This is a genomic window from Streptomyces sp. NBC_00057, from assembly GCF_045041165.1.
Lineage (GTDB): Bacteria > Actinomycetota > Actinomycetes > Streptomycetales > Streptomycetaceae > Streptomyces.
This window is the reverse complement of sequence record NZ_CP108256.1, coordinates 1,951,916-1,971,863: the sequence shown is the minus strand read 5'-3', so window position 1 is coordinate 1,971,863 and position 19,948 is coordinate 1,951,916. Positions and strand designations below refer to the sequence as shown.

The window sequence follows — 19,948 nt, the reverse complement described above, 5'->3', positions numbered from 1 at the left end:
AGCTGTCACTCCTTCAGCGGGCGGTGCCGGCGGCTTCTCACGGCCGCCGGGTCGCCTGAAACGGCACGGCGTGCCAGGGGTCCGGGATACGGCCGTGGGCGCCGTCCGGGGTGCAGAGGGCTTCTGACCAGTGGATAGTAGTTTCCTCATGGTGGAAGTTCAATGGTTTGTTGATGTCGAGATTCTCCGGGTCGACGGAAGTGGGGAAGTCCTGGCGCCGGGTGCCAGTAGGTTCATTCAAGGTGCTTGAGGTCCTCCACCGTGTCGATGTCGTACGCCTGAGCCACATCGGAACACTCGACGAGCGTGATCGCATCGCGGTGCGCCCGCAGATACGCCCGAGCGCCCCGGTCGCCCACCGCTCCCGCCGCGATGTCCGCCCACCGGTCGGCCCCGAACAGCACCGGATGGCCGCGTTCACCGTCGTACGAGGCGGCCACGAGACTCGTCCGGGAGCGGTACGCCGATCGCACCCGTGCCACCGCGTCCGCGCCGATGCCCGGCTGGTCGACCAGGAGGACGAGCGCCGCGTCCGCTCCCGTACCGGGGAGCGTCCCGAGCCCCGCCCGCAGCGACGAGCCCATGCCCTCGGTCCACTCGGGGTTGACGGTCACCGTGCAGCCGGCGAGGTCGGCGCGTGCTCGTACCTCTTCCGCCGCGGCGCCCAGGACCACATGGACGCGGTCGCAGCCGCCCTCCCGCAGCACGCGTACTGCGTGCTCCACCAGCGGCCGGCCGCGGTGTTCGAGCAGTGCCTTGGGCTGTCCGCCGAGTCGCCGTCCGCCGCCCGCGGCGAGCAGCAGCCCGGCGACCACCGGGGTCTGTGTTGTCCGAGTCATGCGGACTGGATACCTCAGATGTGCCCTCCTCGCGCAAGCGGCTCCAGGAGGGTACGGACGGGCGGCGCCGCCCCTGGAGCCACACGTGCGTCACCCTTACGGGACACCCTGAATTCGGCCTGCGGAGTGGCGCTCGATACCTGTCATGGCGTTAACTTGCCCGCATCCCCGGACACTTGACCGCGGTCCGGGACCCGGTCGAAACACTGGCGCAAGGATGTGCAAGGGGGAGTGCTTTGTTGCGAAGCGTGGGGCAGACACGGGTGACCGGCAGTGGTGAGGATCCGAGGGTGACGGAGCTGCGTACGGCCGTCTCCCGACTCCGCCGAGAGCTGGCGGGGCATCCCGCGGAGTTCCCGGACCGGGGGATCGCCGAGGACGAACTGGCCGCGCTGGATGCGATGGCCGTCAGCGGCGCACCCGAGATTCCGCGCCTGCGCCGTTCGCTGCTGCTGATCGCGGGGGCGATCGGCTCGGTCAGCGCACTGGCCTCCGCACTCAGGGACGTACGGGTCGCCGTGGATCTCTTCGGCGAGCCGCCGCGTCGCTGACGTACGGCGGCCGGGAATCAGCGGCGGATCAGCCGACGGGCCGTCGCCGCCGCGACCGCCGAGGTGCGGGAGTCCACGCCCAGCTTGGCGTAGATGTGCACCAGATGGGACTTCACCGTCGCTTGGCTGAGGAAGAGCTGCTTGCTGATCTGCAGGTTCGACAGGCCCTCGCCGACCAGCTGCAGCACTTCCAGTTCGCGCTTGGTCAGGGCCTGTGCCGGGGTCCGCATGCGGTCCATCAGACGGTGGGCGACGGCCGGAGCGAGTGCCGACCGGCCGGCCGCCGCCGTGCGTACCGCTGCCGCCAGTTCCTCCGGCGGGGCGTCCTTCAGCAGATAGCCGGCGGCGCCCGCCTCGACCGCGGCCAGGATGTCGGCGTCCGAGTCGTACGTGGTGAGAATCAGGACGTGGGGCGCGCCCGCTGCCGCCGTGATGGCCGCGGTGGCCTGTGAGCCGTGCATGCCCGCACCGAACTGCAGGTCCATGAGGACGACATCGAACTCGCCGGTCGCGGCGAGCGCGACGGCCCGCTCGGCGGTGGCCGCCTCGGCGACCACGCAGAAGTCGGGTTCGGCGTCGAGCACGGCCCGCAGCCCCGCCCGTACCACCGGGTGGTCGTCGGCGAGCAGCAGCCTGATGGGAGTGGTCATGCGGCGTCCTGTCCTGGCCGGCCGTCGGGGAGCGGAACGGGAAGCGGAAGGGTGAGGGCGACCGCCGTGCCCTGACCGGGCGCCGACTCGACACTGAGCGTGCCACCCAGCGAACGGGCCCGGGAACGCATCGCGGGCAGCCCGAAGCCACCGGTGCCGGTGTCCGCCGCGACCGGCCCTCCGTCCCCCGGTGCGAAACCGCGGCCGTCGTCGACGACGTCCAGCGACACCGAGGTGTCCATGAAGCTGAGAGTGATCTCCGCACGCCGCGCCCCGGAGTGCTGCACCGTGTTGGCCAGCGCCGACTGGGCCGTACGCAACAGCGCCACCTCGTACGGGGTGGGCAGCTCCACCGGTGAGCCGCTGACCGCGAACTGCACCGTGAGGCCGGGGCCCGTGGTGCGGGACGAGAGGCGTTCCAGTGCGGCCGCCAGGGAGCCGTTCTCCAGGTCGGGCGGCGACAGGGCGCGTACGAAGCGGCGGGCCTCGGCGAGGTTGTCCTGTGCGGCCTCGCGGGCCCGGCGTACGTGCGTGGTGGCGGGGGCATCGGCGGACAGGGTGCGCTCGGCGGCGCGCAGCAGCAGTTGGATGCTGGACAGGCCCTGCGCCAGGGTGTCGTGGATCTCGCGGGCCAGCCGCTCACGTTCGGCGAGCGTGCCCGCAGTGCGTTCCGCCTCGGCCAGCTCCGCCCGGGTCGACATCAGCTCCTCGATGAGCTCGCGGCGCCGTTCGTTCTCCCGGAACAGCGCGTCGTACCCGAGAACCGTCGCGACCGCGACCGCCGCGCCGAGCACCGGACCGATGAAGGTGCCGGGCGTGATGGCCTGGCCGTGCAGCACGAAGCCGGCGATGGCGGCGGCAGCGGTGACCGCGACGGCCGGCAGGGCCCAGCGCGTCGGCAGCAGATGCAGCTGCAGGAAGTAGAGCGGGAACGCCACCCACAGGGCGTCGGGCGACAGAGCGAGCAGCACCAGCCAGACGGCGCCCAGCAGCGCCAGCCACGGGGCGGCCGCTCGGCTGTGCGGCTGTACGGCCGGGATGAGCGCGCCCGCCGCGTACACGGCGGCCATCACACAGGTGACCACGATGACGGCGGCGGTGTGCGGGGCGCCGTCACGTACGGCTTGTACCGCCGCGAGCGCGAGCAGCCCCACGAGCAGCGCGTGCAGGCACAGCCGCAGCGCGGCGGCGACCGGAGGGTGGGCACGAGAATCCATGATTCGTCCAGCGTAGACGGACGGTGCCCCGGCCCGGTCAATCGAAAGGTTGATGTCAGGCCCCACCGCCGAGCGATGTCTTCGGAGGCCGGCGAGCCGAGACTGGGAGCATGTTCGTCGCATGGAGAGATCTCAGGTTCGCCAAGGGGCGGTTCGCGCTCATGGGCACGGTCGTGGTGCTGATCACGCTGCTCGTGGGCCTGCTGTCCGGTCTCACGGCCGGTCTGGCCCGGGAGAACACCTCGGCCGTCACAGGGCTCAACGCCGACCACCTCGCGTTCGCCGCCCCGCCCGACGGGCAGTCGGTGTCCTTCACCAATTCGACCGTCGGGGAGAGCGCCCGGCGGAGCTGGGCCGAGCAGCCCGGTGTGAGTGACGCGGAGCCACTCGGTATCCGTACCCTCAACGCCGCAGCCGTCGAGGGGGAGCACACGGCCGCCGTCTCGGCGTTCGGCGTCGAGCCGGACGGGGGCCTGGCACCCATCGGCGGTGCGCGGGTCGGCACGGGGAAGGTGGTGCTGTCCGAACAGGCCGCCGACGACCTGGGCGCCGCGGCCGGAGACCGGCTGCGGCTGGGCGGCACCGAGGTGACCGTCACGGCGGTCGCGGGAGATGCCTCGTACAGCCATACGCCGGTCGTGTGGACCTCGCTCGACGACTGGCAGCGATTCGGGGCGGACGGCGACGGCCGGGCGCAGCACGCCACGGTGATCGCCCTGACCACCACCGCCGGCGCCGACCTCGCCGCAGGCGACAAGGCGGCGGGCACCAGCACGCTCTCCCGCGAGGAGTCGCTCACCGCGATCGGCTCCTACCAGGCCGAGAACGGCTCGCTCCAGATGATGCGCGGCTTCCTCTTCGCCATCTCCGCCCTGGTCATCGGCGCCTTCTTCACCGTCTGGACGATCCAGCGCAGCGGTGATGTCGCCGTCCTCAAGGCGCTCGGCGCCTCCACCTCGTATCTGCTGCGCGACGCGCTCGGGCAGGCCGTGGTGATGCTCGCCATCGGTACGGGGGTGGGCACCGTGCTCGCCTCGGGCATCGGTGCGCTGGTCAGCGGTGGGGCCGTGCCGTTCGTCCTCGACGCGGCGACCGTCCTGGTCCCGGCGGCCGTGATGATCGTCCTCGGTGCCGCCGGGGCGGCCCTGTCCATCCGGCGTATCACCGCCGTCGACCCGCTCACTGCACTCGGGAGTGCCCGATGACCCTCACCCTCGCCGATGTCACCCTCACCTACCCCGACGGCGACGGCCGGCTCACCGCCCTGGACCGCGTCTCGCTGGATGTACCCGCCGGTTCGCTCACCGCGGTCGTCGGACCGTCCGGCTCCGGCAAGTCCAGCCTTCTGGCGGTGGCCGCGACTCTGGTCACCCCGGACGAGGGACGGGTCGTCGTCGCCGGTACGGACACCGTGGGCCTCGGCCGTGCGGAAAAGGCGGCGCTGCGCCGCGAACGCATCGGCATCGTCTTCCAGCAGCCCAACCTGCTGCCGTCCCTCACCGCGGCCGAACAGCTCCAGGTGATGACCCATCTGTCGGGTGGCGCCGTACGCGGAGCCCGCGGCCGGGCGCTGGAGCTGCTGGACGCGGTCGGCCTCGCTGACAAGGCCGACCGCAGGCCCCATCAGCTGTCGGGCGGACAGCGTCAGCGGATCAACATCGCGCGAGCCCTGATGAACGACCCGGCGGTCCTGCTCGTCGACGAACCGACCAGCGCACTCGACCACGAGCGGGGTGCGGCAGTGCTCGACCTGCTGGTCACGCTGACGACGGAGCGGTCGACGGCGACCGTGATGGTCACGCACGACCGGGCCCATCTGGACCGGGTGGACCGCACCGTCACGATGGACGACGGACGTCTGACGGCGGCCGTACGTATCTGAGGCGTCATGGGGGAGTCCGGCCCCCATGACATCTCAGCCGGTGGAACCGCTGCTGGCCAGCGCGGCGGAGAGGTCCTTCGCGGCCTGCTGCAGAATCGGCACGATCCGCTCCGTCGCCGCCTCCGTCACCCGGCCCGCCGGACCCGAGATCGAAATCGCGGCCGAGGTGGGGGAGTCGGGTACGGAGACCGCCAGACAGCGCACCCCGATCTCCTGCTCGTTGTCGTCGACCGCGTAGCCGACTCTGCGGACCTGCTCCAGCGCGTCGAGGAAGCTGTCGGGAGTAGTGATCGTCTTCTCGGTGGCGGCCGGCATTCCGGTACGGGCGAGCAGTGCCCGTACCTCCTCCGGAGGCGTATGCGCCAGCAGCGCCTTGCCGACCCCCGTGGAGTGGGGGAGCACCCGGCGGCCCACCTCGGTGAACATGCGCATCGAGTGCTTGGACGGCACCTGCGCCACGTACACGATCTCGTCGCCGTCGAGCAGGGCCATGTTCGCGGTCTCGCCGGTCTCCTCGACCAGACGCGCGAGATACGGGCGGGCCCAGGTGCCGAGCAGCCGGGACGCGGACTCGCCGAGCCGGATCAGACGCGGGCCGAGCGCATAGCGCCGGTTCGGCTGCTGGCGCACATATCCGCAGATCACCAGCGTGCGCATCAGTCGGTGAATGGTCGGCAGCGGGAGTCCGCTGCTCGCGGAGAGTTCACTCAGCCCGACCTCGCCCCCCGCGTCCGCCATCCGCTCCAGCAGATCGAAGGCGCGCTCGAGGGACTGCACACCACCGCTGGAAGCGGCGGGCTTGGAGTCGGATGTGCTGGCGTGGGACGGCGGCACGTCAACGGTCCTTTCGAGGCGGAAGAGCAAGGCAGCAGCCTACCGGGCGGTTCCCGATCGGCCCACTGCTCCCGGTGCGGCGTCCTGGCCGGTCAGAGCCTGTTTGTCCCGGTGTCTGCAGTCGGCGGGGCAGTTCTGCGGCGCCGCACTGGTCACATGTTACGTTCCGCGTTCCGAAATCGGTCTTTTGCTTTGTGGAAATATCCAGTCATGGGTGCGGGTGGCCCGCCGGCCGTCCGGCGGGGGAAAGTGGGGTCTTGACGGGCCCGAATCCCGAGTGAAGACTCCTTCAACAGTTCGTTGAATTTGCCAGTGGTCGAAAGTCCGAAGTGAGGAGCACGGGTGTCCGGTGCGGACGTGAATCTGGTACTGCGCTCGACGTGTGTCGTCACCCCGGACGGGACGCGTCCCGCAGCGGTCGCCGTCGCCGGCGGGAGAATCGACGCCGTCCTGCCGTACGACACCGAGGTGCCGGCCGGTGCCCGGTCGGAGGACTTCGGTGGCGACGTCGTGTTGCCCGGACTCGTCGACACCCATGTCCATGTGAACGACCCCGGCCGCACCGAGTGGGAAGGCTTCCGCACCGCCACCCGCGCCGCGGCGGCGGGCGGTGTCACCACCCTGCTCGACATGCCGCTCAACTCCCTCCCGCCGACCACGACCGTCGGCCATCTGCGCACCAAGCAGCAGGTGGCCGCCTCCAAGGCGCACATCGACACCGGATTCTGGGGCGGAGCGATCCCGTCCAACGTCAAGGACCTTCGCCCGCTGTACGAGGCCGGGGTGTTCGGCTTCAAGTGCTTCCTTTCGCCCTCCGGCGTCGACGAGTTCCCGGAGCTCGACCAGGAGCAGCTGGCCAGGTCCATGGCCGAGATCGCCGGCTTCGGCGGGCTGCTGATCGTGCACGCCGAGGACCCGCGCCATCTGGCCTCCGCACCGCAGCGCAGTGGGCCCGCGTATGCCGACTTCCTCGCCTCCCGGCCCCGTGACGCCGAGAACACCGCGATCGAGGGGCTCATCGCGCACGCCAGGCGGCTGAACGCCCGGGTTCACGTGCTGCACCTCTCCTCCAGCGACGCGCTTCCGATGATCGCCGCCGCCAAGCGCGAGGGCGTACGGATCACTGTCGAGTCCTGTCCGCACTTCCTCACCCTCGCCGCCGAGGAAGTCCCGGACGGCGCGACGGAGTTCAAGTGCTGCCCGCCGATCCGGGAGGCCGCCAACCAGGACGCGCTGTGGGACGGGCTGGCCGACGGGACGATCGACTGCATCGTCTCCGACCACTCGCCGTGCACCACCGACCTCAAGACACCGGACTTCGCCTCCGCCTGGGGCGGCATCTCCTCTCTCCAACTGGGGCTCCCCGCCATCTGGACCGAGGCCCGCAAGCGCGGCCACTCGCTCGACGACGTCGTCCGCTGGATGTCGGCCGCCCCCGCGGAGCTGGCCGGGCTCACCCGGAAGGGTGCCATCGAGGCCGGCCGCGACGCCGACTTCGCGGTCCTCGCCCCGGACGAGACCTTCACCGTCGACCCCGCCGAACTCTTCCACCGCAACCAGGTCACCGCCTACGCCGGCAGGACCCTGCACGGCGTCGTGAGATCGACCTGGCTGCGCGGCGTAAGGATCGTGGCGGACGGCACCGTCGCCGAACCCACCGGACGCCTCCTCGAAAGGAACCACTGACCATGACGGCGACAGCCCGCTTCACCGGCGATGCGAATCCGTACGGCGGTGGCGATCCGTACGCCGACTACCGCACCGCCGACTTCCCCTTCACCGACCTCGTCGATCTAGCCGACCGGCGGCTCGGCGCGGGAGTGATCGCCGCCAACGACGAGTTCTTCGCCGAGCGCGAGAATCTGCTGAAGCCGGAGCCCGCCGAGTTCGATCCCGAGCGCTTCGGTCACAAGGGCAAGATCATGGACGGCTGGGAGACCCGCCGCCGACGCGGCGCGAGCGCCGACCGGCCGCACCCCACGGACGAGGACCACGACTGGGCGCTCGTACGGCTCGGCGCGCCCGGAGTCGTACGCGGCATCATCGTCGACACCGCCCACTTCCGCGGCAACTACCCGCAGGCCGTCTCCGTCGAGGCGGCCTGCGTCCCCGGCTCCCCGTCGCCCGGGGAACTTCTCGCGCCCGGCGTGAAGTGGACAACGCTCGTACCGCGAACAGCCGTTGGCGGGCACGCGGCCAATGGCTTCGTCGTCGCGGCCGATCAGCGTGTCACCCATCTGCGGGTCAATCAGCACCCCGACGGCGGGATCGCCCGACTCCGGGTGTACGGCGAGGTCGCCCCCGACCCCGCCTGGCTGGCCGCCCTCGGCACCTTTGATCTGGTCGCCCTGGAGAACGGCGGCACGGTCGAGGACGCCTCCGACCGCTTCTACTCCCCGGCCACCAACACCATCCAGCCGGGCAGGTCCCGCAAGATGGACGACGGCTGGGAGACCCGCCGCCGACGCGACAAGGGCAACGACTGGATCCGCTACCGGCTCGTCGAGCAGGCGGAGATCCGCGCCGTCGAGATCGACACCGCGTATCTGAAGGGCAACTCGGCGGGCTGGGCAAGCCTTTCCGCATGCGACGGGGAGAGCGGCGAGTGGACCGAGATGCTGCCCCGGACCCGGCTGCAGCCCGACACGAACCACCGCTTCGTCCTGCCGGAGGCGGTGCGGGCCACACACATCCGGATCGACATCTTCCCCGACGGCGGCATCTCCCGGCTGCGGCTGTTCGGCTCACCGACACAGGAGGGCGCCGCGCGACTGGCCGCGCGCCACCGCGAGCTCGACGGTTAGGGTTTCTGGCCCACCCGAGAGCCGGACGGGCCGATATTCAGCCCGTCCGGCTCCATCTGTGTGTGCCCGATCGGTCCGTATCCAAGGCATATGGGACCCTAGGGGCATGATCTTCATCGCCGTCAAATTCACCGTCCACAGCGCCGACCGCGACAACTGGCTTCCGGCCGTCGAGGACTTCACCCTTGCCACCCGGAAGGAGCCCGGCAATGTGTTCTTCGAGTGGTCGTACAGTGTCGAGAACCCGGACCAGTTCATCCTGCTGGAGGCTTTCGCCTCCCCCGAGGCCGGGGAGGCTCATGTGAAGTCGCAGCACTTCGCCGCGGCGATGGACACGATGGCGGATCTCGTCGCCCAGACTCCGGAGATCATCAACGTCGAGGTGCCGGGCGAGGGTTGGTCCCGGATGGCGGAGCTCACCCCACGCTCGCGGTGATCCGCACGTCGGTGTGTCCGTACCGAGTGACGCGGACACGGCGGCACGGACACACGCCGACGCGAGGGGCCCCTCAGAACTCCTCGTGGACCTCGGGATCCCCGCCGAACCGCCGCCGCGGCCCGGCCGAGATGCGGGCCAGCTCGTCCGCCGTCAGCTCGAACCCGAACAGGTCCAGGTTCTCGCGCTGCCGTCCCGGATCGGCCGACTTGGGGATCGGTACGGCACCGAGCTGGGTGTGCCAGCGCAGCACGGCCTGAGCGGGCGTCACGCCATGCGCATCGGCGACGGCGACCAGCTCCGGGGCGGCCAGCAGATCGCGCCCGCGGCCGAGCGGGCTCCAGCTCTCCGTGACGATGCCTTTGGCGGCGTGCGCGGACCGCAGTTCGTCCTGCGGCAGGCGCGGGTGCATCTCGATCTGGTTGACGGCCGGCAGCACCCCCGTCTCCTGCTCCAGCCGGTCGATCTGGGCCGCGGTGAAGTTGGAGACGCCGATCGAGCGCACCAGACCGTCCTCACGGAGCCGGATCAACGCCTTCCAGGTGTCGACGTACAGATCGAGCCGGGGCAACGGCCAGTGGATGAGATACAGATCCACGTACTCCAGCCCGAGTTTGCGCCGCGACTCCTCGAACGACGCCAGCGTCGGCTCGTAACCGTGATGCCGGCCCGGGACCTTGGTGGTGACGAAGACGTCCTCCCTCCGCACGCCGCTGCGGGCGATCCCGCGGCCGGTACCGGTCTCGTTGCCGTAGCTCAGTGCGGTGTCGACGAGCCGGTAGCCGAGGCCCAGGGCTCCGGCGACGGCCTTCTCCGCCGCGTCGTCGCCCAACGGCCAGGTGCCGAGCCCGACGGCGGGAATGGCGCGGCCGTCGTTCAGGGTGTGAACCGGGGTCTCGGTCATGATCTCCCTTTTCGTTCGGAAACCTTGCTGGCCAGGGTAGGACGGACCGGGGCGCGAGGCATGGGCCGTGCGGGTGAGCCCGGCTCACTACGGTTTCTGCCGGGTGGACCGATGAGTTCCGGACGAGAGTGGGGTCAGAAGGGGGAAGCGATCGATTTCCGGACCAGGAGAAGGACCATGGCGAAGCTGACTCTCACCACATTTCTCTCGCTCGACGGCGTCATGCAGGCGCCGGGCGGCCCCGACGAGGACACCAGCGGCGGGTTCGAGTACGGCGGCTGGCTCGTACCGTTCGCGGACGAGGGCATGGGGCAGTTCATGACCGAGGTGTTCGACCGGTGCGCCGCGTTTCTGCTGGGCCGCCGTACGTACGACATCTTCGCCGCGCACTGGCCCAAGGTGAGCGACCCCGACGACCCGGTCGCCGGCCGCCTCAACCGGTACCCCAAGTACGTCGTCTCGACCACCCTGGAGAAGGCGGACTGGCAGAACACGACCGTCATCTCCACCGACGTCGTCGAGGAGGTCGTCCGGATCAAGGAGCGGACGGATGGCGGCGAACTCCAGATCCACGGCAGTGGCGCCCTCGCCCGGTCCCTGATGGCGCATGACCTGATCGACGAGTACAACCTCCTCGTCTACCCGGTCGTGCTCGGCCGGGGCCGTCGGCTCTTCCCGGACGGCGGACTGCCGACCGCCTTCGAACAGGCCGAGGCACGCACGACCCCCAACGGCATCTCGATTTACACCTACCGGCCCACCGGCCGCGCACAGTTCGGATCCTTCGCCCTCGACGAGTGAGATCGAGTGAGCCGATCGGGTCCGCGCCGAGCGGACCCGGCTCCCACCGGGACGGATCGCCCCCGCACCCCGTGCAGCGGCGGCGAAACCGTGGCGCCGGATGCGCCCGGGCCGCCGTCCCGTGCGGCGCGGCGTCCGCCGTTCTGCCCCTCAGCCGGAGGCGTAGCGCATCGCCAGCGCGCGTACGGTCGCGGCGACCGCGGCCCTCAACTCGGGTGGGCCCAGTACCTCGACATTCTCGCCCAGGGCCAGGAACACGCCGTGGGCATGGTCGAGCGACTCGATGGGCAGCACCGCGCGGATCCAGCCGTCCGGATCCGGCGTTGCGCTGTCGGCCAGTGCCCGGGCCGCCGCCCCCATGAGGTGTGACGTGGCGTGCGGTGCGATGCGTACCAGTGCCTCCGCCTGATGGAGACGGGCATGGAAGTCCGCCTGATGGCGTTCCCAGTGCCCGGCAAGGTCGAAGTTCTCGGGAGGGGCGAACTTCTCGTCGAGGACGGTGAGCCGGAGGATCTGGTCGACCCGGTACGTACGCGGTCCCGGCCCGGCGACGACGTACCAGAGGGCCTCCGCCTCGCCCGCGCTGAGCCCGGTCAGCCGCGTGCGATAACTGGATCATGGAGCTGGCGCGCCGCTGACACCGACGGCGAAGCACGGGACGACGGATGGGACGGCCGCCACCCGCCGCACCGAGTCGACGGTCTGGGCCGGAGGGGTGTCCTTCAGGACAAAGATCGCAACCTCGCGTTCCCGGTCGGCGAGCGTGGCGATCCGCCGTCGTGCCCGGTCGGCGCGGTCCACCCGGCCGTCCCGGCTCCGGAGATCGTCGTCCTGACGACGTTCCACGCCGACGAACAGGTGCTGCGGGCCATCCGCGCCGGAGCCGCCGGCTGTCGGACGCGGCCGCTCCAACGCCGAGATCGCCGCCACCCTCTACCTGGGCGTGGCGACTGCCAAGACGCAGGTGTCCCGGATCCTGGCCAAATTCGATTTCAACAACCGTGTCCAGATCGCGCTGTTGGTGCACGACGCGGGCCTGCTGGACGACGACGGCGCAGGCCCGGCGACATAGGCTGAACCGGTCGATCGCGAGCGATCGAGCCGATCAGACCGGGAGGGGCGATCCCATGTCCGATGCCAGTAGCCACGTCGATGTCGATCTGCGCGGGGTCAAGGACTTCACCGCGAATCCCTATCCGTACTACGAGAAGCTGCGCGCCGCAGGTCCCGTGCACACCATCCGTACCGACGAATTCGAGCGGATCTGGCTCGTGGTCGGGTACGGCGAGGGCCGCGCGGCCCTCGCCGACCAGCGGTTCGGCAAGGAGTGGCAGGGGCTGGTGGACAGGCCCGAGGGGAACGATCCGATCTTCGCCAACATGCTGGAGCTGGACGCACCCCATCACACCCGGCTGCGCAAGCTCGTCACCCGGGAGTTCACCGCACGCCGGGTCGAGGCCCTGCGCCCGCGCGTCCAGCAGATCACCGACGAGCTCCTCGACGCGATGGTGCCCGCCGGGCGCGCCGATCTCGTGGACGCGCTCGCCTTCCCGCTGCCGATGACCGTCATCTGCGAACTGATCGGTGTGCCGGACCTGGACCGGAACACCTTCCGCAAACTGTCGAACGACGTCGTCACCCCGGCCACGCCGGAGCGGGAGCGCGAGGCGGTGGCCGCCATGGGCCCGTACCTCGCCGAGCTCATCGAGGACAAGCGGTGCTCGCCGGGTGACGACCTGATGAGCGCCCTGGTCAGGACACGCGACGAGGAGGGGGACGGGCTGTCGCCCGACGAGCTCGTGGGCATGGCCTTCCTGCTGCTCGTCGCCGGCCATGAGACCACGGTCAACCTGATCTCCAACGGGGTACGGGCATTGCTTCACCACCCGGACCAACTGGCCGCACTTCGCGCGGACTTCGGCCTGATCGACGGCGCGGTCGAGGAGATGCTGCGCTATGACGGACCGGTGGAGACCGCCACGTTCCGCTTCCCCCGCGAACCGGTCGAGATCGGGCGGAGGGTCATTCCGGCGGGCGAGCCGGTTCTGATCTCCCTGGCGGGCGCCGACCGCGACCCCGGCCGCTACCCGGAACCGGACCGCTTCGACATCCGCCGCGACGCCCAGGGGCATCTGGCCTTCGGGCACGGTCTGCACTTCTGTCTGGGTGCGCCGCTGGCCCGGATGGAGGGCCGGATCGCGATCCGTACGCTGCTGGAGCGGTGCCCCGGTCTCGCACTGGACGCGGAGACCGGGAAGGCGGACTGGCTCCCGGGGATGCTGATCCGTGGGGTCCGCGAGCTGCCCGTCCGCTGGTGAGGTAAGAATCTCTGTCATGACCGGACTTGATTTGCAGATGGCGCAGAAAGTCCTCGACAGCCAGCCGTTCAGCGGGCTCGTCGGGGCGCGGATCACCGCCTTCGGGGACGGCGCCGCCACACTCGAAGTGGACATCCGTCAGGAACTCCAGCAGCAGAACGGCTTTCTGCACGGCGGAGTCCTGGCTTACGCCGCCGACAACTCGATCACCTTCGCCGCCGGGACGACCCTCGGCCCGGCCGTGCTGACCGGCGGTTTCTCCATCCAGTACATACGGCCCGCCACCGGCCGCACGCTCGTCGCCCACGCCGATGTCGTGCACACCGGCCGCCGTCAGGCCGTGGTCCGCTGCGAACTGTTCGCCGCGGGGGAGGACGGGGCGAAGACGCTCTGCGCGGTCGCCCAGGGGACCGTACTGTCCGCCACACCATCCTGAACTGCCGCTGGCTGCGCCCGCGACGGCCGGTCAGCGGCAGTTCATCCCGCGGCGCGAGCGCCGGACCGGACAGCTGCTCCGTCGGCGATCTCCGCGATCTGCACGGGGCGCCGTTCCCGGCGGGACACCTCGCACGCCTCCGCGATCAGCAGCGCGTACCACGCTTCCCGCCCGTCGCACGGATTGGGCAGCTCGCCCCGCACCACCTGTACGAACGCGTCCAGTTCCGCCTCGTACGCCGGGGCGAACCGCTCCAGGAAGCCCGGCCAGGGGCTGAGCGGCGCGGCGGGGCCCTGCGGCTCCGCCGAGGTGACCGGCGTTCGGTCGTCCAGGCCGACCGTGATCTGGTCCAGTTCGCCCGCCAGTTCCATCCGTACGTCATAACCGGCGCCGTTGCAGCGGCTGGCCGTCGCCGTGGCCAGGGTGCCGTCGTCGAGGGTCAGCAGGGCCGCCGCCGTGTCGACGTCGTCGGCCGCCCGGAACATCTCGGGCCCGGCATCCGATCCGGTGGCGTACACCTCGGTCACCTCGCGGCCCGTCACCCACCGCAGCATGTCGAAGTCATGGACCAGACAGTCCCGGTACAGCCCCCCGGAGAGCGGCAGATACGCGGCGGGCGGCGGTGCGGGGTCCATGGTCATCGCCCGTACGGTGTGCAGCCTGCCCAGCGCCCCTGCCCGCACGGCGGCGCGCGCCGCTTTGTACCCCGCGTCGAACCTGCGCATGAAGCCCAGTTGGAGGATGCTCCCCGCCCGGTCGACCTCGCACAGCGCGCTCAGTGTCCCCGGCAGGTCCAGTGCGATCGGTTTCTCGCAGAACGCGGGCAGTCCCGCCCGTGCGGCCCGCCCGATCAGTTCCGCGTGCGCCGAAGTGGCCGAGGCGATCACCACGGCGTCCACCCCCGCGCCGAACATCTCGGCGGTGCTGACCGCGGCCGTCGCGCCGACGCGGTCCGCGACCTCGGCAGCCCGCGCCCGGTCGGTGTCCGTCACCACCAGGGCGTCCACCTCGGGATGGCGGGCCAGCACGCCCGCGTGGAAGGAACCGATCCGGCCGGTGCCGATGAGTCCGATACGCATGGACCCAACGTGCCGCCCACCGACTGCTCTGTCAACTATATGTCCTGACAAAGTGCGGATTTGTTCGGTGTTCATGCTGTCCGGACAACAGAACGACCTGACTACCGGAGGTTCTGATGTGAGGGATACCCTCCACGCGTGCCCAAACCCACCACCGACCCGGCCGCACTTGAACTCGGCGTGGACCGCTCCAGCCCGGTTCCCCTCTACTACCAGCTGGCCCAGCAGCTGGAAGCGGCCATCGAGCAGGGCCGGCTCGCCCCCGGCAGCCTCCTCGGCAACGAGATCGAACTCGCGGCCCGGCTCGGCCTGTCCCGTCCCACCGTCCGCCAGGCCATCCAGTCACTGGTCGACAAGGGGCTGATGGTCCGTCGCCGCGGCGTCGGCACCCAGGTCGTGCACAGCAGGGTCAGGCGCCCGCTCGAACTGAGCAGCCTGTACGACGACCTGGAGGCCGCGGGCGGGCACCCCACGACCCGCGTCTTGCGCAACACCGTCGAGCCCGCCGAGGCATCGATCGCCGACGTACTCGGAGTCGCGGAGGGCACCGACGTACACCTCGTCGAGCGGCTGCGGTACGCGCACGACGAGCCGCTGGCACTCCTGCGCAACCACCTGCCCCTCGGGATCGTCGACCTGGACACCGAACGGCTGGAAACCACCGGCCTCTACCGGATGATGCGTGGAGCCGGCATCACCCTGCACAGCGCCCGCCAGATCGTCGGCGCCCGGCTGGCCACCGCCGACGAGGCGGCCTCGCTCGCCGAGGCCGAGGGGGCCGCGCTGCTGACGATGGAGCGCACCACTTTCGACGACACCGGGCGGGCGGTCGAGTTCGGCTCCCACATCTACCGGGCCTCGCGTTACTCCTTCGATTTCCAGCTGCTCGTACGCTGACGACGGCCACGGGGCCCGTTGACGTCCAAGGCGCCCACCGCTAGAACTGCCGCCAGCCGCATTCGGGCGGCGGGGAGAGAGGGCGGACCCACGATGCGCAGCTATCGCAAGTCAGCAATCCTGATCGCCACGGCCGCCATCGGCATCGGCCTCACCGTCACCGGATGCAGCAGCTCCGGCGGCAAGAGCGCCGAGGAGAAGCCCCAGGACGCAAGCGGCAGCGGGGGCAGGGCGGTCTCCACTCCCCGGATGAAGATCGCGATGATCACGCACTCCGGGGAGGGCGACACCTTCTGGGACATCGTGCAGAGCGGCGCGAAGCAGGCGGCGGCCAAGGACAACGTCGAGTTCCTGTACTCGGCGAACAAGGAGGGCAAGGAACAGGCCCAGCTCGTCCAGGCCGCCATCGACCAGAAGGTCGACGGCATCGTTGTCACCCTCGCCAAGCCGGAAGCGGTCAAGGACGTCGTCGCCAAGGCCGTGAAGGCCGGCATACCCGTCGTGACCATCAACTCGGGCGCGCAGTTCTCCAAGGAGATCGGTGCGCTCGGGCACATCGGGCAGGACGAGAAGGTCGCGGGTGAGGCCGTCGGTGAGGAGCTCGACGCGCGGGGCCGCAAGAAGGCCGTCTGTGTCATCCACGAGCAGGGCAATGTGTCGCTGGAGGAGCGCTGCGCAGGTGTGCGCAAGACCTTCAGGGGCACCGTCGAGAACCTCAACGTGGAGGGCACCAACATGCCCGCCTCCACCTCCTCGATCGAGGCGAAGCTTCAGGCCGACAAGGGCATCGACGCGATCGTCACCCTGGGCGCGCCCTTCGCCGCCGCCTCCGTCAAGGCCAAGGAGGGCTCCGGCAGCAGGGCGGAGGTCGACACATTCGATCTGAACGCCGAGGTCGTCAAGCGGCTGAAGGCCGATGAGGTCGGCTTCGCCGTCGACCAGCAGCCCTACCTCCAGGGCTATCTCGCCATCGACGAACTGTGGCTGAACAAGACCAACGGAAACGTCATCGGCGGCGGAAAGCCGGTGCTCACCGGCCCGGCGATCGTCACCGCCGACGACGTGCCGCAGCTGGAGGAATACACCGCGCGCGGCACCCGATGACCGTCCCGCGCGCCGCTGTGCACACCCGGTGCCGACACACGTGCCGCGCCCCTGCCGGGCGGCGCCGTCGGCAGCTCGGGGATACTTGGCCAGCCGGGCAGGGTGTGAATCGTCCCCGGCCCCACCAAGCAGCACAGCGAGCAGCACAAGAAGGGCACGGCGTCGTGGCAAGGGTTCGGACAGGGGTACGTGCGATGGGCGCCGTGCTTGCGGCGGTGCTCGGGGCTTCCCTCGTGGGATGCAGCAGCACCGGTGGCAAGCGGGCGGAGGAGCGTGCGGCCCAGGCAGCCGCCGAGGGCCGGTCCGCGGTGAACACGCCCCGCTGGACCTTCGCCATGGTCACCCACTCGGGCGACGGCGACACCTTCTGGGACATCGTCCAGCGGGGCGCCGAGCAGGCGGCCGTCAAGGACAACATCAAGTTCCTGTACTCGCACAGCGACGAGGCGCAGCAGCAGGCCCAGCTCGTCCAGGCCGCCATCGACCAGAAGGTCGACGGGCTGATCGTCACACTCGCCAAGCCCGACGGGATGAAGGACGTCGTCGCCAAGGCCACCAAGGCCGGTATTCCGGTGATCACGGTGAATTCGGGCTCCGCGGAGTCCAAGCAGTTCGGCGCGCTCACGCATATCGGCCAGGACGAGTCGATCGCGGGTGAGGCCGTCGGCGACGAGCTCAACGCGCGGGGCCGCAAGAAGGCCCTGTGCATCCTGCATGAGCAGGGCAACGTCGGCCACGAACAGCGCTGTGCCGGAGCGAAGAAGACGTTCGACGGACAGATGCAGAACCTGTACGTCGAAGGCACCAACATGCCCGACGTCCAGGCGTCCATCGAGGCCAAGCTCCAGGCAGACAAGAACATCGACGCGGTCGTCACCCTCGGGGCGCCGTTCGCGGACGCCGCCGTCAAGGCGAAGAAGACCGCGGGCAGCAAGGCCGAGATCGACACCTTCGACCTGAACGCCAAGGTCGCCACGGCGCTCCAGGACAAGACCCTCGGCTTCGCGGTCGACCAGCAGCCCTACCTCCAGGGGTACGAGGCCGTGGACCTGCTGTGGCTGTACCGCTTCAACGGCAATGTGCTCGGCGGCGGACGCCCGGTCCTCACCGGCCCGCAGATCATCACCTCGAAGGACGCCGCCGAGCTGGCGGAATACACGAAGCGGGGGACCCGATGAGCACGGTTGCAGGGCCGTCCGCCCCGGCCGGGGCGGACGAGCGGCTGCTGCGCACTTCGCCGCTGCGCAAACTGCTCGGCCGCCCCGAGCTCGGCTCGGTGGTCGGTGCCGCGGCCGTCTTCATCTTCTTCTCGATCGTCGCCGACAGCTTCCTGCGCGCCTCCAGCTTCGGCACGGTGCTGTACGCGGCCTCCACCATCGGGATCATGGCCGCGCCCGTGGCGCTGCTGATGATCGGCGGCGAGTTCGACCTCTCCGCCGGTGTGCTGGTCACCAGCTCCGCGCTGATCTCGTCGATGTTCAGCTATCAGATGACGGCCAACGTCTGGGTCGGCGTCTTTGTGTCGCTGCTGGTCACGCTGGCCATCGGGGCGTTCAACGGCTTCATGCTGACCCGTACCAAACTGCCGAGCTTCATCATCACGCTCGGTACGTTCCTGATGCTGACCGGCCTCAATCTGGGCTTCACGAAGCTGATCAGCGGGACCGTGTCGACGAAGTCCATCGCCGACATGGAGGGCTTCGACTCGGCCCGGCAGGTCTTCGCCTCGCAGTGGACCATCGGCGGCGTCGAGCTGAAGGTCACCATTCTGTGGTGGGCCGTGCTCGTCGCGATCGCCACGTGGATCCTGCTCCGTACCCGCTTCGGCAACTGGATCTTCGCGGTCGGCGGCGAGGCCGACGCGGCCCGCGCGGTCGGCGTCCCGGTGATCCGTACCAAGATCGGGCTCTACCTCGGGGTCGCCTTCGCCGCCTGGGTCTCCGGGCAGCATCTGCTGTTCTCGTTCGACGTGGTGCAGTCCGGCGAGGGCGTCGGCAACGAGCTGATCTACATCATCGCGGCCGTCATCGGCGGCTGTCTGATCACCGGCGGCTACGGCTCCGCGATCGGCTCCGCGGTCGGTGCCTTCATCTTCGGAATGACCAGCAAGGGCATCGTGTACGCGGAGTGGAACCCGGACTGGTTCAAGTTCTTCCTCGGAGCCATGCTCCTCCTGGCCACCCTGCTCAACGCATGGGTACGCAAGCGCGCGGAGGCGACGAAATGACGGCCCCCCAGGCACCGGCCGACCGGGAGACGTCCCACCGGGCGCTCGTCGAGCTGGATCACGTCAGCAAGTTCTACGGCAACATCAAGGCCCTGACGGACGTCTCGCTGGAGGTGCACGCGGGGGAGATCTCCTGCGTCCTCGGTGACAACGGCGCCGGCAAGTCCACCCTGATCAAGATCATCTCGGGGCTGCACCGGCACGACGCGGGGACCTTCCACATCGAGGGCGAGGAGACCACCCTCGCCAACCCGCGCGACGCCCTCGACCGCGGCATCGCCACGGTCTACCAGGACCTGGCCGTCGTTCCCCTGATGCCGGTCTGGCGGAACTTCTTCCTCGGCTCCGAGCCGACCACCGGCGCGGGCCCCTTCAAGCGCCTCGACGTGCGGCTGATGCGCGAGACGACTCGCTCCGAGCTGCTGCGCATGGGCATCGACCTGCGTGACGTCGACCAGCCGATCGGCACGCTCTCCGGCGGCGAGCGCCAGTGCGTCGCCATCGCGCGGGCCGTCTACTTCGGCGCCAAGGTCCTCGTCCTGGACGAGCCCACCGCCGCGCTCGGCGTCAAGCAGTCCGGGGTCGTCCTCAAGTACGTCGCGGCCGCCCGCGACGCGGGTCTCGGCGTGGTCCTCATCACGCACAACCCGCACCATGCGTATCTCGTCGGTGACCGGTTCGTCCTGCTCAAGCGGGGCGCCATGTCCGGCAGTCACACCAAGGCGAGCATCACTCTGGACGAGCTGACCCGCCAGATGGCGGGTGGCAGCGAGCTGGAGGAGCTCAGCCACGAGCTGGAGCGGGCCCAGGGTCCGACCCATCTGGGCGGCCACCCGGTCGCCGACGACCCCCGGTAGTCCCGGGCCGGTACCGGCCCTCAAGAAACCGGTCCGCCAGCCTCGGTGCCCCGGCAGTGGCAGAATCGAGCCCGACGGGCGCAGTCCGCCGCCGGGAGTACCGCCCCCGGTC

General features: G+C 70.1%; 22 protein-coding genes and 1 pseudogene. 15 read left to right on the top strand and 8 right to left on the bottom strand.

Annotation, left to right across the window (positions count from 1 at the left end; all coding sequences use genetic code 11):
• Positions 1–37: 37 nt before the first annotated feature.
• Positions 38–241: a hypothetical protein gene (locus OG953_RS09370; RefSeq protein WP_405683419.1), complete on the bottom strand. Its 204-nt coding sequence runs from the start codon at positions 239–241 to the stop codon at positions 38–40.
• Entirely contained in the window at positions 234–839 is a 606-nt protein-coding gene (locus tag OG953_RS09365; RefSeq protein WP_405683418.1) for an NTP transferase domain-containing protein, read from the bottom strand. The genes OG953_RS09370 and OG953_RS09365 overlap by 8 nt, the downstream gene beginning before the upstream one ends.
• Positions 840–1,087: 248 nt before the next feature.
• Here OG953_RS09365 and OG953_RS09360 point away from each other — a divergent pair, with 248 nt between their 5' ends.
• The gene (locus OG953_RS09360; protein ID WP_398255037.1) at positions 1,088–1,390 is read left to right on the top strand and encodes a DUF5955 family protein; all 303 of its coding nucleotides are present in this window, start codon (positions 1,088–1,090) and stop codon (positions 1,388–1,390) included.
• A 17-nt stretch (positions 1,391–1,407) separates the two neighbouring features.
• On the opposite strand, the gene OG953_RS09355 is transcribed toward OG953_RS09360, so the two are convergent.
• The gene (locus OG953_RS09355; protein ID WP_405683417.1) at positions 1,408–2,040 is read right to left on the bottom strand and encodes a response regulator; all 633 of its coding nucleotides are present in this window, start codon (positions 2,038–2,040) and stop codon (positions 1,408–1,410) included.
• The gene (locus OG953_RS09350; RefSeq protein WP_405683416.1) at positions 2,037–3,257 is read right to left on the bottom strand and encodes a sensor histidine kinase; all 1,221 of its coding nucleotides are present in this window, start codon (positions 3,255–3,257) and stop codon (positions 2,037–2,039) included. The genes OG953_RS09355 and OG953_RS09350 overlap by 4 nt, the downstream gene beginning before the upstream one ends.
• 110 nt (positions 3,258–3,367) lie before the next feature.
• Between OG953_RS09350 and OG953_RS09345 the strand changes: the two genes are divergently transcribed.
• The gene (locus tag OG953_RS09345) at positions 3,368–4,462 is read left to right on the top strand and encodes an ABC transporter permease (protein WP_405683415.1); all 1,095 of its coding nucleotides are present in this window, start codon (positions 3,368–3,370) and stop codon (positions 4,460–4,462) included.
• Positions 4,459–5,139, top strand: a complete 681-nt coding sequence (locus OG953_RS09340) for an ABC transporter ATP-binding protein (protein ID WP_405683414.1) — start codon at positions 4,459–4,461, stop codon at positions 5,137–5,139. Before OG953_RS09345 ends, OG953_RS09340 begins: the two co-directional genes overlap by 4 nt.
• Before the next feature lie 33 nt (positions 5,140–5,172).
• Here the strand turns inward: OG953_RS09340 and OG953_RS09335 are convergent, their stop codons facing one another.
• Complete coding sequence (locus OG953_RS09335; RefSeq protein ID WP_405683413.1) at positions 5,173–5,973, bottom strand: IclR family transcriptional regulator; 801 nt, start codon at positions 5,971–5,973, stop codon at positions 5,173–5,175.
• A 342-nt stretch (positions 5,974–6,315) separates the two neighbouring features.
• Between OG953_RS09335 and allB the strand changes: the two genes are divergently transcribed.
• From allB to OG953_RS09320, 3 genes are all read left to right on the top strand, one after another.
• Complete coding sequence (gene allB / locus OG953_RS09330) at positions 6,316–7,659, top strand: allantoinase AllB (RefSeq protein WP_405683412.1); 1,344 nt, start codon at positions 6,316–6,318, stop codon at positions 7,657–7,659.
• Positions 7,660–7,661: 2 nt separating this feature from the next.
• Positions 7,662–8,777 (top strand): allantoicase, encoded by a 1,116-nt coding sequence (gene alc, locus OG953_RS09325; RefSeq protein ID WP_405683411.1) that lies wholly within the window; start codon positions 7,662–7,664, stop codon positions 8,775–8,777.
• A gap of 106 nt (positions 8,778–8,883) precedes the next feature.
• The gene (locus tag OG953_RS09320; RefSeq protein ID WP_405683410.1) at positions 8,884–9,213 is read left to right on the top strand and encodes a putative quinol monooxygenase; all 330 of its coding nucleotides are present in this window, start codon (positions 8,884–8,886) and stop codon (positions 9,211–9,213) included.
• A 73-nt stretch (positions 9,214–9,286) separates the two neighbouring features.
• On the opposite strand, the gene OG953_RS09315 is transcribed toward OG953_RS09320, so the two are convergent.
• Positions 9,287–10,117: an aldo/keto reductase gene (locus tag OG953_RS09315; protein WP_405683409.1), complete on the bottom strand. Its 831-nt coding sequence runs from the start codon at positions 10,115–10,117 to the stop codon at positions 9,287–9,289.
• A gap of 177 nt (positions 10,118–10,294) precedes the next feature.
• Between OG953_RS09315 and OG953_RS09310 the strand changes: the two genes are divergently transcribed.
• Complete coding sequence (locus OG953_RS09310) at positions 10,295–10,918, top strand: dihydrofolate reductase family protein (RefSeq protein WP_405683408.1); 624 nt, start codon at positions 10,295–10,297, stop codon at positions 10,916–10,918.
• Positions 10,919–11,068: 150 nt separating this feature from the next.
• Here OG953_RS09310 and OG953_RS09305 read toward each other — a convergent pair whose 3' ends face one another.
• Entirely contained in the window at positions 11,069–11,431 is a 363-nt protein-coding gene (locus OG953_RS09305; RefSeq protein WP_405691741.1) for a helix-turn-helix transcriptional regulator, read from the bottom strand.
• Between the two features lie 300 nt (positions 11,432–11,731).
• Between OG953_RS09305 and OG953_RS09300 the strand changes: the two are divergent.
• From OG953_RS09300 to OG953_RS09290, 3 genes and pseudogenes are all read left to right on the top strand, one after another.
• Positions 11,732–11,990: pseudogene (locus OG953_RS09300) on the top strand (response regulator transcription factor); the annotation flags it as partial.
• Positions 11,991–12,045: 55 nt separating this feature from the next.
• The gene (locus tag OG953_RS09295) at positions 12,046–13,236 is read left to right on the top strand and encodes a cytochrome P450 (RefSeq protein WP_405683407.1); all 1,191 of its coding nucleotides are present in this window, start codon (positions 12,046–12,048) and stop codon (positions 13,234–13,236) included.
• A gap of 16 nt (positions 13,237–13,252) precedes the next feature.
• A complete protein-coding gene (locus OG953_RS09290) occupies positions 13,253–13,672 on the top strand; it encodes a PaaI family thioesterase (protein ID WP_405683406.1) in 420 nt (139 codons plus the stop codon).
• A gap of 41 nt (positions 13,673–13,713) precedes the next feature.
• Here the strand turns inward: OG953_RS09290 and OG953_RS09285 are convergent, their stop codons facing one another.
• Positions 13,714–14,751, bottom strand: a complete 1,038-nt coding sequence (locus OG953_RS09285; protein ID WP_405683405.1) for a Gfo/Idh/MocA family oxidoreductase — start codon at positions 14,749–14,751, stop codon at positions 13,714–13,716.
• A gap of 138 nt (positions 14,752–14,889) precedes the next feature.
• Here OG953_RS09285 and OG953_RS09280 point away from each other — a divergent pair, with 138 nt between their 5' ends.
• The 5 genes from OG953_RS09280 to OG953_RS09260 all read left to right on the top strand — a co-directional run bounded on the left by OG953_RS09280 (position 14,890) and on the right by OG953_RS09260 (position 19,836).
• Entirely contained in the window at positions 14,890–15,648 is a 759-nt protein-coding gene (locus OG953_RS09280) for a GntR family transcriptional regulator (RefSeq protein WP_405683404.1), read from the top strand.
• 93 nt (positions 15,649–15,741) lie between these two features.
• Positions 15,742–16,752, top strand: a complete 1,011-nt coding sequence (locus tag OG953_RS09275; RefSeq protein ID WP_405683403.1) for a sugar ABC transporter substrate-binding protein — start codon at positions 15,742–15,744, stop codon at positions 16,750–16,752.
• A 194-nt stretch (positions 16,753–16,946) separates the two neighbouring features.
• Complete coding sequence (locus OG953_RS09270; protein WP_405683402.1) at positions 16,947–17,930, top strand: sugar ABC transporter substrate-binding protein; 984 nt, start codon at positions 16,947–16,949, stop codon at positions 17,928–17,930.
• Positions 17,927–18,979 carry an ABC transporter permease gene (locus OG953_RS09265; RefSeq protein WP_405683401.1) on the top strand — a complete coding sequence of 351 codons (1,053 nt, stop codon included), beginning with the start codon at positions 17,927–17,929 and terminating at the stop codon, positions 18,977–18,979. The genes OG953_RS09270 and OG953_RS09265 overlap by 4 nt, the downstream gene beginning before the upstream one ends.
• Complete coding sequence (locus tag OG953_RS09260) at positions 18,976–19,836, top strand: ATP-binding cassette domain-containing protein (RefSeq protein WP_405683400.1); 861 nt, start codon at positions 18,976–18,978, stop codon at positions 19,834–19,836. Before OG953_RS09265 ends, OG953_RS09260 begins: the two co-directional genes overlap by 4 nt.
• The last annotated feature ends 112 nt before the right edge of the window (positions 19,837–19,948 follow it).